The sequence below is a fragment of the Serratia sp. AR11 genome, assembly GCF_056376275.1.
On record NZ_CM150739.1, the window covers coordinates 288,187 to 301,756 of the forward strand.

Annotated in this window: 11 protein-coding genes and 1 riboswitch; of the genes, 4 read left to right on the top strand and 7 right to left on the bottom strand. The window is 57.0% G+C overall.

Annotated features, from left to right (window positions below; genetic code table 11):
- Positions 1 to 100 precede the first annotated feature (100 nt).
- A complete protein-coding gene (gene rpoC / locus ACSOSI_RS01335) occupies positions 101 to 4,327 on the top strand; it encodes a DNA-directed RNA polymerase subunit beta' (protein ID WP_012004745.1) in 4,227 nt (1,408 codons plus the stop codon).
- A gap of 332 nt (positions 4,328 to 4,659) precedes the next feature.
- On the opposite strand, the gene thiH is transcribed toward rpoC, so the two are convergent.
- The 7 genes from thiH to ACSOSI_RS01370 form a co-directional block, all read right to left on the bottom strand.
- The gene (gene thiH, locus ACSOSI_RS01340) at positions 4,660 to 5,793 is read right to left on the bottom strand and encodes a 2-iminoacetate synthase ThiH (RefSeq protein WP_476706430.1); all 1,134 of its coding nucleotides are present in this window, start codon (positions 5,791 to 5,793) and stop codon (positions 4,660 to 4,662) included.
- Positions 5,793 to 6,572: a thiazole synthase gene (locus ACSOSI_RS01345; protein WP_012004747.1), complete on the bottom strand. Its 780-nt coding sequence runs from the start codon at positions 6,570 to 6,572 to the stop codon at positions 5,793 to 5,795. The genes thiH and ACSOSI_RS01345 overlap by 1 nt, the downstream gene beginning before the upstream one ends.
- A 1-nt stretch (position 6,573) precedes the next feature.
- Positions 6,574 to 6,774: a sulfur carrier protein ThiS gene (gene thiS / locus ACSOSI_RS01350; protein ID WP_135344739.1), complete on the bottom strand. Its 201-nt coding sequence runs from the start codon at positions 6,772 to 6,774 to the stop codon at positions 6,574 to 6,576.
- On the bottom strand, positions 6,771 to 7,520 hold the full coding sequence (locus ACSOSI_RS01355) for a HesA/MoeB/ThiF family protein (RefSeq protein WP_476706431.1): 750 nt from the start codon (positions 7,518 to 7,520) through the stop codon (positions 6,771 to 6,773). Before ACSOSI_RS01355 ends, thiS begins: the two co-directional genes overlap by 4 nt.
- A 4-nt stretch (positions 7,521 to 7,524) precedes the next feature.
- Positions 7,525 to 8,163 carry a thiamine phosphate synthase gene (gene thiE / locus ACSOSI_RS01360; RefSeq protein WP_476706432.1) on the bottom strand — a complete coding sequence of 213 codons (639 nt, stop codon included), beginning with the start codon at positions 8,161 to 8,163 and terminating at the stop codon, positions 7,525 to 7,527.
- Complete coding sequence (thiC, locus tag ACSOSI_RS01365; RefSeq protein WP_476706433.1) at positions 8,156 to 10,099, bottom strand: phosphomethylpyrimidine synthase ThiC; 1,944 nt, start codon at positions 10,097 to 10,099, stop codon at positions 8,156 to 8,158. The genes thiE and thiC overlap by 8 nt, the downstream gene beginning before the upstream one ends.
- A 115-nt stretch (positions 10,100 to 10,214) precedes the next feature.
- Positions 10,215 to 10,339, bottom strand: a riboswitch (TPP riboswitch).
- A 39-nt stretch (positions 10,340 to 10,378) separates the two neighbouring features.
- A complete protein-coding gene (locus ACSOSI_RS01370) occupies positions 10,379 to 10,882 on the bottom strand; it encodes an Rsd/AlgQ family anti-sigma factor (protein WP_012004752.1) in 504 nt (167 codons plus the stop codon).
- Between the two features lie 99 nt (positions 10,883 to 10,981).
- Between ACSOSI_RS01370 and nudC the strand changes: the two genes are divergently transcribed.
- The 3 genes from nudC to nfi are packed head-to-tail and all read left to right on the top strand — an operon-like array spanning position 10,982 to position 13,550.
- Positions 10,982 to 11,749 (top strand): NAD(+) diphosphatase, encoded by a 768-nt coding sequence (gene nudC, locus ACSOSI_RS01375; RefSeq protein ID WP_476706434.1) that lies wholly within the window; start codon positions 10,982 to 10,984, stop codon positions 11,747 to 11,749.
- 40 nt (positions 11,750 to 11,789) lie between these two features.
- The gene (gene hemE / locus ACSOSI_RS01380; RefSeq protein WP_012004754.1) at positions 11,790 to 12,854 is read left to right on the top strand and encodes a uroporphyrinogen decarboxylase; all 1,065 of its coding nucleotides are present in this window, start codon (positions 11,790 to 11,792) and stop codon (positions 12,852 to 12,854) included.
- A 9-nt stretch (positions 12,855 to 12,863) separates the two neighbouring features.
- Positions 12,864 to 13,550: a deoxyribonuclease V gene (gene nfi / locus ACSOSI_RS01385; protein WP_476706435.1), complete on the top strand. Its 687-nt coding sequence runs from the start codon at positions 12,864 to 12,866 to the stop codon at positions 13,548 to 13,550.
- Positions 13,551 to 13,570 lie beyond the last annotated feature (20 nt).

Consider the following 13,570-nt stretch of genomic DNA (forward strand, 5'->3'; position numbering starts at 1 on the left):
CTCCCGGCCTTAGGGAGCCTGAGGGTGGTTGTTCAGGTCACACGGGCGCGCGATTTGTCAGCGAGCGCCCAACAGGTTTAACTCCGACAGGAGCCAATCCGTGAAAGACTTATTAAAGTTTCTGAAAGCGCAAACCAAGACCGAAGAGTTTGACGCGATCAAGATTGCTCTGGCATCGCCAGACATGATCCGTTCCTGGTCGTTCGGCGAAGTCAAGAAGCCGGAAACCATTAACTACCGTACGTTCAAACCAGAACGTGACGGCCTTTTCTGCGCCCGTATCTTTGGGCCAGTAAAAGACTACGAGTGCCTGTGCGGTAAGTACAAGCGCTTAAAACACCGCGGCGTGATTTGTGAGAAGTGCGGCGTTGAAGTGACCCAGACCAAAGTACGCCGTGAGCGTATGGGGCACATCGAGCTGGCTTCACCAACTGCGCACATCTGGTTCCTGAAATCGCTGCCATCCCGCATCGGTTTGCTGCTGGATATGCCGCTGCGTGACATCGAACGTGTACTGTACTTCGAATCCTATGTGGTTATCGAAGGCGGTATGACTAACCTCGAGCGTCGTCAGATCCTGACTGAAGAGCAGTATCTGGATGCGCTGGAAGAGTTCGGTGATGAATTCGACGCCAAGATGGGTGCGGAAGCTATTCAGGCCCTGTTGAAAAACATGGATCTGGAGCAAGAGTGTGAAACTCTGCGCGAAGAGCTGAACGAAACCAACTCCGAAACCAAGCGTAAGAAGCTGACCAAGCGTATCAAGCTGCTGGAAGCGTTCGTACAGTCTGGCAACAAGCCAGAGTGGATGATCCTGACCGTGCTGCCGGTACTGCCACCGGATCTGCGTCCGCTGGTGCCGTTGGATGGGGGTCGTTTCGCGACTTCAGATCTGAACGATCTGTATCGCCGCGTGATCAACCGTAACAACCGTCTGAAACGCCTGCTGGATCTGGCTGCGCCTGACATCATCGTGCGCAACGAAAAGCGTATGCTGCAAGAAGCGGTAGATGCCCTGCTGGATAACGGCCGTCGCGGTCGTGCGATCACCGGTTCCAACAAGCGTCCTCTGAAATCTTTGGCCGATATGATCAAAGGTAAGCAGGGTCGCTTCCGTCAGAACCTGTTGGGTAAACGTGTTGACTACTCTGGTCGTTCTGTAATCACCGTAGGTCCATACCTGCGTCTGCATCAGTGCGGTCTGCCTAAGAAAATGGCACTGGAGCTGTTCAAACCGTTCATCTACGGCAAGCTGGAGCTGCGTGGCCTGGCCACCACCATCAAAGCCGCCAAGAAAATGGTTGAGCGCGAAGAAGCTGTCGTTTGGGACATCCTGGACGAAGTTATCCGCGAACACCCGGTACTGCTGAACCGTGCACCAACCCTGCACCGTTTGGGTATCCAGGCATTTGAACCGGTTCTGATCGAAGGTAAGGCTATCCAGCTGCACCCGCTGGTTTGTGCGGCATACAACGCCGACTTCGATGGTGACCAAATGGCAGTACACGTTCCACTGACGCTTGAAGCTCAGCTGGAAGCGCGTGCGCTGATGATGTCTACCAACAACATCCTGTCACCAGCGAACGGCGAGCCAATCATCGTTCCTTCTCAGGACGTTGTATTGGGTCTGTACTACATGACCCGTGACTGTGTTAACGCCAAAGGCGAAGGCATGGTGTTGAGTGGCCCGAAAGAAGCGGAGCGTATTTACCGCGCCGGTCTGGCTTCTCTGCATGCGCGTGTCAAAGTGCGTATCACCGAAGAGATTAAAAACACCGAAGGCGAGTCTGTACACCAGACTTCGATCGTCGACACTACCGTTGGTCGCGCCATCCTGTGGATGATCGTACCGCGCGGTCTGCCGTATTCGATCGTTAACCAGCCTTTGGGCAAGAAAGCTATCTCCAAGATGCTGAACACCTGTTACCGCATCCTGGGCCTGAAGCCGACCGTTATCTTTGCTGACCAGATCATGTACACCGGTTTTGCTTACGCTGCCCGTTCAGGCGCGTCAGTAGGTATCGATGACATGGTAATCCCTGCCAAGAAAGCAGAGATCATCGAAGAAGCAGAAACCGAAGTTGCCGAAATCCAGGAGCAGTTCCAGTCTGGTTTGGTTACCGCCGGCGAACGCTACAACAAAGTGATCGATATCTGGGCCGCAGCGAACGAACGTGTTGCCAAGGCAATGATGGAAAACTTGTCTGTTGAAGACGTCGTCAACCGTGACGGTGTTGTTGAACAGCAGGTTTCCTTCAACAGTATCTTTATGATGGCCGACTCCGGTGCGCGTGGTTCTGCAGCACAGATTCGTCAGCTGGCCGGTATGCGTGGCCTGATGGCCAAGCCGGATGGTTCCATCATTGAAACGCCAATCACCGCGAACTTCCGTGAAGGTCTGAACGTACTCCAGTACTTCATCTCCACGCACGGTGCTCGTAAAGGTTTGGCGGATACCGCACTGAAAACGGCTAACTCCGGTTATCTGACCCGTCGTCTGGTTGACGTGGCGCAGGATCTGGTGGTTACCGAAGACGACTGTGGTACTCACAACGGCATCATGATGACTCCGGTTATCGAAGGTGGTGACGTTAAAGAGCCACTGCGCGAACGTGTTCTGGGTCGTGTGACAGCAGAAGATATCATCAAGCCGGGTACGGCTGATATCCTGGTGCCACGTAACACCCTGCTGCACGAGAAGACTTGTGACCTGTTGGAAGAAAACTCTGTCGACAGCGTTAAAGTCCGTTCCGTCGTTAGCTGTGAAACCGACTTTGGTGTGTGTGCAAACTGCTATGGTCGCGACCTGGCACGTGGTCACATCATCAACAAAGGCGAAGCTATCGGCGTTATCGCGGCACAGTCAATCGGTGAGCCGGGTACACAGCTGACGATGCGTACGTTCCACATCGGTGGTGCGGCATCTCGTGCGGCTGCTGAATCCAGCATCCAGGTGAAAAACAAGGGTACTCTGAAGCTGAGCAATGTGAAGTTCGTAATGAACGCCGCAGGCAAGCTGGTGATCACCTCTCGTAACACCGAACTGAAGCTGATCGACGAATTCGGCCGTACTAAAGAACGCTACAAAGTGCCTTACGGTTCCGTGATGGGCAAAGGCGACGGTATGGAAGTTAACGGCGGCGAAACCGTTGCTAACTGGGATCCGCACACCATGCCTGTTATCACCGAAGTGAGTGGTTTCATCCGCTTCGCTGATATGGTTGACGGCCAGACCATTACCCGCCAGACCGACGAACTGACCGGTTTGTCTTCTCTGGTAGTACTGGACAGCGCAGAGCGTACCGGTAGCGGTAAAGACCTGCGTCCGGCACTGAAAATCGTTGATGCCAAAGGCGACGACGTATTGATCCCAGGTACTGATATGCCTGCTCAATACTTCCTGCCAGGTAAAGCGATTGTACAGCTGGAAGACGGCATTCAGATCGGTGCGGGTGATACCCTGGCGCGTATTCCTCAGGAATCCGGCGGTACCAAGGATATTACCGGTGGTCTGCCACGCGTTGCGGATCTGTTCGAAGCACGTCGTCCGAAAGAGCCGGCAATCCTGGCTGAAATCAGCGGGATTATCTCGTTCGGTAAAGAGACCAAAGGCAAACGTCGCCTGGTAATCTCTCCACTGGACGGCAGCGATGCGTACGAAGAGATGATTCCAAAATGGCGTCAGCTCAACGTGTTCGAAGGTGAAGTTGTGGAACGTGGTGACGTTGTTTCTGACGGCCCAGAATCTCCACACGACATTCTGCGTCTGCGTGGTGTGCATGCGGTTACTCGCTACATCACCAACGAAGTGCAGGAAGTTTACCGTCTGCAAGGCGTTAAGATTAACGATAAACACATTGAAGTTATCGTTCGTCAGATGCTGCGTAAAGGCACCATCGTTAGCGCTGGTGGCACCGAGTTCCTGGAAGGCGAGCAGGCTGAAGTGTCTCGCGTTAAGATTGCCAACCGTCAGCTTGCTGCTGAAGGCAAAATCGAGGCAACCTTCTCACGCGATCTGCTGGGTATCACCAAGGCTTCCTTGGCGACCGAGTCCTTCATCTCCGCAGCATCGTTCCAGGAAACGACGCGCGTTCTGACCGAAGCGGCTGTTGCCGGTAAGCGTGATGAACTGCGTGGCCTGAAAGAGAACGTCATCGTGGGCCGTCTGATCCCAGCCGGTACCGGTTACGCTTATCATCAGGACCGCATGCGCCGTAAAGCACAGGGTGAAACGCCAGTTGTTCCGCAGGTGAGCGCGGAAGAAGCAACGGCTAACCTGGCTGAACTGCTCAATGCAGGCAACCTGGGTGGCGGCAACAACGATTAATCGTTGAATGCGCCTTGGGGTTCGGCATTGCCGGGCCCTGACCAGATAAACCGCCCCTTCGGGGGCGGTTTTTTTTTGCCTGCGAACCGGGCTGGGTGAGGAGCTACAGGGGGCATCAACATTCTGAGGTCCCGGAGTCACGCGGGAGGGTAATCCGACGTGATCCGGGAGAGGGTAAGGCGAAACCGTCTGGTAGGTGACGGCTCCGGCTGGCACCGGGTTTGGCAACCAGCATCGCCACTATAGCGGGGCTGATTTGCCCCGCCAGCGGTGTCGATAGCTTCTGCGCAACGCTTCCCTCGTTTTTTCAACGGCGTTGCAAGGCTTGCAGATTACTGCGGGCTGCGCCCCAGGTATCCGTCCCAGTCTTTCCACACCGGCTGTAAACCAGCGTCGCTGATGGCTTGTGCCACCTGCTGTGGGGTACGGCCATCGTGCGGTTCAAACTGTTCCAGCTCCGGTGGCACATCGTCGGCATAGCCGCCAGGCTGGGTTTTGGAGCCGGCGCTGACGCTGTTGATCGCCACCGGGATCATATGATCGCGGAAAAACGGCGACTCACGCGTCGACAAAGACAGCTCCACGTCGGGGGCGAACAGCCGGAAGGCACAGATTAGCTGCACCAATTGCGGTTCACTCATGATCGACGCCGGTTCGATACCTCCGGCACAAGGGCGCAGGCGCGGGAACGAGATCGAGTAGCGGCTCTGCCAGTAAGTTTGTTGCAGGTAGAACAGGTGTTCAGCCAGCATATAGCAGTCGGTACGCCAACTGTTGGAAAGCCCGATCAGGGCCCCGAGGCCGATCTTGTCGATCCCGGCGCGGCCCAGGCGATCCGGTGTGGCCAACCGCCAGTGAAAGTCCTGTTTCTGGCCGCGCAGATGATGCTGCAGGTAGGTCGCGGGATTATAGGTTTCCTGATACACCAGCACGCCATCCAACCCCAGAGCCTTTAATTCGGCGTACTCTTGCTGCTCCAGCGGTTGTACCTCCATCATCAGCGAGCTGAAATGGCGGCGGATCGCGGGAATGTGTTGGCGGAAATAGTCCATGCCGACCTTGGTCTGGTGTTCACCGGTGACCAACAGCAAATGCTCAAAGCCCAACGCCTTAATCGCCAGACACTCGCGTTCGATCTCGGCGGTATCCAGGGTCTTACGCTTGATGCGGTTGCTCATCGAAAAGCCGCAGTAGGTGCAGTCGTTGGCGCACAGATTGGACAGGTACAGCGGCACGTAGAAACTGACCACGTTGCCAAAACGTTGACGCGTCATCTGCTGCGCACGCTGCGCCAGTGGCTCCAGATAGGACGCGGCGGCAGGGGAAATCAGTGCCATAAAGTCTTCGCGCGACAGTTTTTCCGCATTCAGCGCATGCTCGACATCACGCGCCGTTTTACTGTTAATACGCAGCGAGATATCGTCCCAATCCAACTGTTGCCAGCGGCTACTGAAATCATCAGCCATCACAATGTCTCCCCTGTCTGGCTGAGAAAAGCGGTCAACGGGCTGGAGGCAACCGCATTACGCTGACTGCTGCCCAATCCCGCCTGACGCGCCAATTCTCCGGCCTCAAGTGCCAGGCGAAAAGCCCGAGCCATCTGCACCGGGTCGCGTGCCACGGCGATTGCGGTATTCACCAACACGGCATCGGCACCCAGTTCCATGGCTTCCAGCGCATGGCTTGGCGCACCGATGCCGGCGTCGACCACCACCGGCACCCTGGCCTGCTCGATAATGATCTCCAGGAAGTCACGGGTGCGCAGGCCACGGTTGGAACCAATAGGTGCGCCCAGCGGCATGACCGCGGCACAGCCCGCTTCTTCCAGGCGTTTACACAACACCGGATCGGCACCGCAGTAAGGCAGCACCACAAAACCTTCTTTCACCAATATTTCCGCCGCCTTCAGGGTTTCGATCGGGTCCGGCAGCAGGTATTTCACATCGGGATGGATTTCCAGTTTCACCCAGTGGGTGCCAAGCGCCTCACGGGCCAACCGGGCGGCGAACACCGCTTCTGCCGCGGTCTTGGCGCCGGAAGTATTCGGCAACAGGCGTACGCCCAGTTGCTGCAGCGGCGCCAGAATGGCGTCATTACCGCCGCGCAGGTCAACACGCTTCATTGCCATGGTGACCAGCTGCGAGCCGGAGGCCTGTAATGCCTCCAGCATCAGCGTTGGGGTGGCGAATTTACCGGTACCGGTAAACAGGCGTGAGGTAAAAGTGGTATCGGCGATTTGTAGCATGTCAGCCTCCGGCGATCGCTTGAAACAGCAGAATGTCATCGCCGTCTTGCACCAGGTGGTTAGCCCAGTCAGTGCGCGGGATGATGATTTGGTTGATAGCCAGTGCAGTGCCCGGCTGGTGGCGTTCCAGTTGCTCGAGCAGGGTGCTGACGCTCAGCGGTTGTGCCAGCTCCAACGGCTGGTCATTAAGCCGAATTTTCATGCTGTCCCTCCGCACGCCGGACAGGTGCTGGCCTGACTGAGTTGCAAGGTGCTCCAGCTTTGTTGTTTACCATCGAACAGCCGCAGTTTGCCGCTGATGGCGGAAGGCAGGCCCGCCAGCATTTTTATCGCTTCCAGCGCTTGCAGCGTGCCAATGACGCCGACCACCGGGCCGAGTACGCCAGCGGTACGGCAGTTGCGTTGGGGTTCAGTTTGTTCCGGATACAGGCAGGCATAGCAGCCGTGGGCATAGGGAGGTTCTATCACCAGCAGCTGACCGCTGAAACCCACCGCACTGCCGCTGATCAGCGGTTTACCGGCCTGGATGCAGGCGGCGTTCACCGCATGGCGAGTTTCCATGTTATCGCTACAGTCCAAAATTAAATCGGCGCGTTGTACGGCGCGCTGTAACACTTCCCCCTGCAGACGCTGTTCCAGCGCAATGGATTCGACCATCGGGTTCAGCGTCTGTAGCTGGTGCTTTGCCAGGGCGGCTTTGCTTTGGGAAACGTCGCTGCTGCGATAGAGGATCTGACGCTGCAAATTGGTGATGTGCAGCCTATCGTCATCGGCCAGCAGCAGGGTGCCGACACCGGCGGCGGCCAGATAAAGCGAGGCGGGGGAGCCTAACCCCCCCAACCCGACGATCAGTGCCGTCGACTGTTTTAGTTTCTCCTGGCCTGCGGGGCCGATGTCTTCCAGCAGCAACTGGCGGCTGTAGCGCAGGAACTCTTGATCGCTCAGCATGGCATCACTCCTTGCCTTCGATCAGTTGCAGCAGCTGTGCAGTCGCTGCGCGCCAGTCCGGGGCCTGGGTAATGGCGCTGACCACGGCGACGCTACCGACGCCACAATCCAGCACTGCCGCCACGCGATCGATACTGATCCCGCCGATCGCCACCGTTGGGTAGTCACTCAGCCCGGCGATATGGCGTTTCAGCTCCACCAGACCCTGTGGGGCAGAAGGCATGTCTTTGGTTTGCGTCGGAAAAATATGCCCCAGTGCGATATAGGAAGGTTTTACTGCAATGGCGCGGGCCAGTTCACTATCGTCATGGGTGGAAACCCCCAAACGTAGCCCGGCGCGGTGAATGGCGGCCAGATCGGTAGTGTCCAAATCCTCCTGGCCGAGATGTACACCATAGGCACCGTGTTTAATCGCCAGTTGCCAGTAGTCGTTGATAAACAATCGGGCGTCGTAGCGCTTGCCGAGGGCAATAGCGGCAGTAATGTCGTCCTCGACCTGTTCATCCGGCAGATCCTTAATCCGCAGTTGAAGGGTAGTGACGCCTGCGTCCAGCAAACGGGCAATCCATTCAACGCTGTCGACCACCGGGTATAGCCCCAACTTGTGAGGCGTGGCGGGGAAGGGCGTGGTGATATCAGTCATTGCTTAATTCCTCTTGCAGGTTACCGGCGCTGTGGTACAGCTCGCTGCCGCGTGAGCGGAACTCGGCCGACATCTTTTCCATGCCGGTTAGCTGCACTGCTATCGGTTTGGCCGCTTCCTGTGCGGCGGCATAGTCGCGAACTTCCTGCGAAATTTTCATCGAGCAGAATTTTGGCCCGCACATAGAGCAGAAGTGGGCGATTTTGCCGGACTCTTGCGGCAGGGTTTCGTCGTGATAAGCGCGAGCAGTGGCTGGATCGAGCGCCAGATTGAACTGATCTTCCCAGCGGAATTCGAAGCGCGCCTTGGACATGGCGTTATCGCGGATTTGCGCACCGGGGTGGCCTTTTGCCAGGTCGGCGGCGTGAGCGGCAATTTTGTAGGTGATCAGCCCCTGCTTGACGTCCTCTTTGTTCGGCAGCCCGAGATGCTCCTTTGGCGTGACGTAACACAGCATGGCGCAGCCGAACCAGCCGATCATCGCGGCCCCGATGCCGGAGGTAAAGTGATCATAACCCGGAGCGATATCGGTGGTTAGTGGGCCAAGAGTATAGAATGGTGCTTCGTGGCAGTGCTCCAGCTCCTCGGTCATGTTGCGGCGGATCATCTGCATCGGCACGTGGCCAGGGCCTTCGATCATCACCTGCACGTCATATTCCCAGGCAATTTTGGTCAACTCACCCAAGGTGTGCAGTTCGGCGAACTGTGCCTCGTCGTTGGCGTCCTGAATTGAGCCCGGCCGCAGGCCGTCGCCGAGGGAAAGAGAAACGTCATAGGCGGCGCAAATCTCACAGATTTCGCGGAAGTGCTGGTACAGGAAGTTTTCCTGATGATGTGACAGGCACCATTTGGCCATGATCGAACCGCCGCGGGAAACGATGCCGGTCAGGCGTTTGGCGGTCATCGGCACGTAGCGCAGCAGCACGCCGGCGTGAATGGTGAAGTAGTCAACCCCTTGCTCCGCCTGCTCCAGCAGCGTATCGCGGAACATTTCCCAGGTGAGGTTTTCCGCCACGCCGTTCACTTTCTCCAGCGCCTGATAGATAGGCACGGTGCCAATTGGCACCGGGCTGTTACGCAGGATCCATTCGCGGGTTTCGTGAATATAGCGGCCGGTAGACAGATCCATCACGGTATCCGCGCCCCAGCGGGTGGACCACACCAGTTTCTCGACCTCTTCCTCGATCGATGAGGTCACCGCCGAGTTGCCGATGTTGGCGTTAACCTTCACCAGGAAGTTACGGCCGATGATCATCGGTTCGGATTCCGGGTGGTTGATATTGGCGGGGATGATGGCGCGCCCGGCGGCGACTTCCTGGCGAACGAATTCCGGCGTGATGTTCTCCGGCAGGTTGGCCCCCCAACTTTGGCCAGGATGCTGGTGGCGTAATACCTCGCCACGGATGCGCTCGCGCCCCATGTTTTCGCGAATGGAGATAAATTCCATTTCTGGGGTGACGGTGCCGGCACGCGCGTAGTGCAACTGGGTCACGCATTGGCCCGGTTGTGCCTTGCGTGGCAACGGCAAATGTTCAAAGCGCAGGTGATCCAGGCCTTCATCGGCCAGGCGCTGCTGGGTGAAACCTGAACTGACGCCCTTGAGGGCTTCGGTATCACCGCGTTCAGCGATCCAACCGGCACGTAGCTTCGCCAGGCCGCTATGCACGTTGAGTTCTGATTGGGGATCACCGTAAGGGCCGGCAGTGTCGTACACCGGAATCGCTTCGTTTGGCTCGTACTTCGGGTTGTCCTTATCGCCACCGATCAGCGTCGGGCTGAGCTGAATTTCACGCATTGGCACCTGCAGATCACTACGTGAGCCCTGCAGATAGATCCGGCGTGAATTGGGGAAGGAAACGCCTTGCAGGGTGTTGATAAACTGCTGGGCTTCTTCGCGTTGCTCTTTACGAGCGCGGGGTTTGTTAACGTTAGACATAGCAAGTTCCTACCAGTGTGTTGGGTTGGGAAAGTTGCTTGTCTGGAGCTCGGAGGGAGTAATGATGCTGGCCAGCAAAGCAGGATTATCCCAAATCGGGGTCACCTGCCTGTGGCGATAGATTACTCTTGTTCCCTTCGCGGGTATTAACCCGATCAGGTTCCGCGGATCCCGAATTAACGGTCTCAGCCTGGCCAATTTGATGAACAAATCAGGCGCTAGGCACTCCGACAAGATGCCCTCCAGTATAGGAGGGATAATAAAAAAGACTACAAAATTTTAGCCGGCTGGATCCAGCGTTTTGTCCGGCTCAGCCTGCTGCCAGGTTTCAGCCGCCAGTTGGATCAGCCTGTCTTCAAGGGTAAAACGAGCCGCCAGCGTTTCACCGATATCGGACAACGCCTGATGTAATTCCAGACACAGGTCCTGATCGATATCCACTTCGGTATAGCGATCGTGGAAAGCCATGATCTGCTCGGTATTGGCCCACAGCTTGGGATAGATGTTGACCGCCAGAGACATTTTCGGACTGGATGCGCCTTCCACTTGCTTGATTATTCTGTCATAGATATGAAAATGGCCGGCGGAGAGATAATCCACCAAATTATGGCAAAAGTTCTCCAGCGCTTTTTCATTCAGCGGCGTATGCTTTTCTTTGTTAGGTTTAATGCCCACCAGGGCACAATAGGCGACCAGCAACTGCTTGCGTGCCTGAAGCCATTGATCTACTAATTCATTACTACCACCAACGCGCTGAGTCAGGCTTTCCAAACGGTTGAGCATGTTTGACTCCGTAAGTAATAAAACGTAACAGTAAGTTATTAAAATGTAACAAGGCCGATTTGTAGAGTGCCAGTGAAGCTGAGGTTGTGCAACAACGATATGGAACTTGCATTAACGGGTAATGAAAATGGCTGGTGGATCGTCAGCCATGAAAGCAAACTTTGGTTACCGAACGGTGAATTGCCGTGCGGTTTGGCCGCGTCATTTTCCCTGCAGGGAAGAATGGCTCGTGTTATTGGCGAATGGGAAGGATTGCCGGTCTGGCTGGTGCGCCACGCAATGCCGCAGGAGATGGGATCGGTACGCCAACTGTTAGAACTGGATCGCGGGCTGTTCCAGCTTGCCGGACGGGGCGTACAACTGGCCGAGTTTTACCGTTCCCATCGCTACTGCGGTTACTGCGGCCATGAAATGCATCTCAGCCGCACCGAAAGTGCCTGCCTGTGCGGCCACTGCCGGGAGCGCTACTACCCGCAGATCGCCCCCTGCGTGATCGTTGCCATTCGGCGTGACGATGAGATCCTGCTGGCGCAACATGTGCGCCATCGCGGCGGTATTCATACCGTACTGGCCGGCTTTGTCGAGGTTGGCGAAACGCTGGAGCAGGCGGCTGCACGCGAGGTGATGGAAGAAAGTAATATTGAAATCAAAAACCTGCGTTATGTCACCTCACAACCCTGGCCGTTCCCGCACTCGTTGATGATGGCCTTTATGGCCGATTACCACCGCGGCGAGATCCGTCACGATCCGAAAGAGCTGCTTAACGCCGGTTGGTACCGCTACGATCGGTTGCCGCTATTACCGCCGCCCGGCACGGTAGCGCGTCGCCTGATAGAGGACACCGTAGCCTTATGCCGTGAGCAATAAATCGCTACAATACCGGCAGATGAATAAGGGAGCCCCATAAATGAATGAGTTGAAGAACGATCGCTATCTGCGCGCACTGCTGCGTCAGCCGGTGGATGTGACCCCTGTATGGATGATGCGTCAGGCCGGTCGTTATTTGCCGGAGTACAAGGCCACCCGCGCCCAGGCCGGGGATTTCATGTCGCTATGCAAGAACGCGGAGCTGGCTTGTGAAGTCACGCTGCAGCCGCTGCGCCGTTTCCCGTTGGACGCGGCGATCCTGTTCTCCGATATCCTCACCATTCCCGATGCCATGGGGCTGGGCCTGTATTTCGAAACCGGTGAAGGTCCGCGTTTCTCCTCGCCTATCACCAGTCGTGCCGATGTCGACAAGCTACCGGCGTTCGACCCGGAAGTGGAGCTGGGTTATGTGATGAACGCAGTTCGTACCATCCGTCGCGAGCTGAAGGGCGAAGTGCCGCTGATCGGTTTCTCCGGCAGCCCGTGGACGCTGGCGACCTATATGGTGGAAGGCGGTAGCAGCAAGGCCTTCACCAAACTGAAAAAAATGATGTACGCCGAGCCGGCGACGTTGCACCTGCTGTTGGATAAGCTGGCAGACAGCGTCATTCTGTATCTTAACGCCCAGATTAAAGCCGGCGCGCAGTCGGTGATGGTGTTCGATACCTGGGGCGGCGTGCTGACCGGTCGTGACTACCGCGAGTTCTCACTGCATTACATGCACAAGATTGTTGACGGCCTGCTGCGTGAAAACGACGGCCGCCGTGTGCCGGTCACGCTGTTCACCAAAGGTGGCGGCCAGTGGCTGGAGGCGATGGCGGCAACCGGTTGTGACGCACTGGGTCTTGACTGGACGACCGATATTGCCGATGCACGCCGTCGCGTAGGGGACAAAGTCGCACTGCAGGGCAACATGGACCCTTCGATGCTGTATGCGTCACCGGAGCGCATCGGCCAGGAAGTGGAAACCATTCTGGCCGGTTTCGGCCACGGCGAAGGGCATGTGTTCAACCTGGGCCACGGTATTCACCCGGACGTGCCGCCGGAGAACGCCGGTGCCTTCGTTGAGGCAGTCCACGCGCAGTCGGGGAAATACCATCGTTAAGGATTGGATGTGATAGATACTCAAGCCCTGCGTGCAGAACAACGGCTGCGCGCCTCCGAAGTCATTCGCCAGGATGATTTCCTGGTCGTTCCACCGGCCTTTATCGCCGGTGCCGACGTGGGCTTTGAGCAGGAGGGCGCGGTGACTCGCGCCGCTATCGCCATCCTGCGCTATCCGTCGCTGGAGCTGGTGGAATACCAGGTGGCACGAGTGGCCACCACCATGCCCTATATCCCCGGTTTCTTATCGTTCCGTGAATACCCAGCGTTGCTCGCAGCCTGGGAGCAACTGCATCAAAAGCCGGACCTGGTGCTGGTTGATGGCCATGGCATTTCGCATCCGCGCCGTCTGGGCGTAGCCAGCCATTTTGGCCTGCTGGTCAACGTGCCGACCATCGGCGTAGCCAAAAAGCGCCTGTGCGGTAAGTTCGCCCCGCTAGACGAGGCTACAGGTGCGCTGGCACCGCTGGAGGACAAAGGCGATCAGCTGGGTTGGGTATGGCGCAGTAAGGCGCGCTGTAATCCGTTGTTTATCTCCACCGGCCATCGCGTTGGCGCCGACAGTGCACTGGCGTGGGTGCAACGTTGCATGGCGGGCTATCGTTTGCCGGAACCTACACGCTGGGCCGATGCCATCGCCTCGCGCCGCCCGGCCTTCCAGCGCTGGCTGCAGCAGCATCCAGAGGTGTCGCAATGACCGATTTCGGGTACACTGCG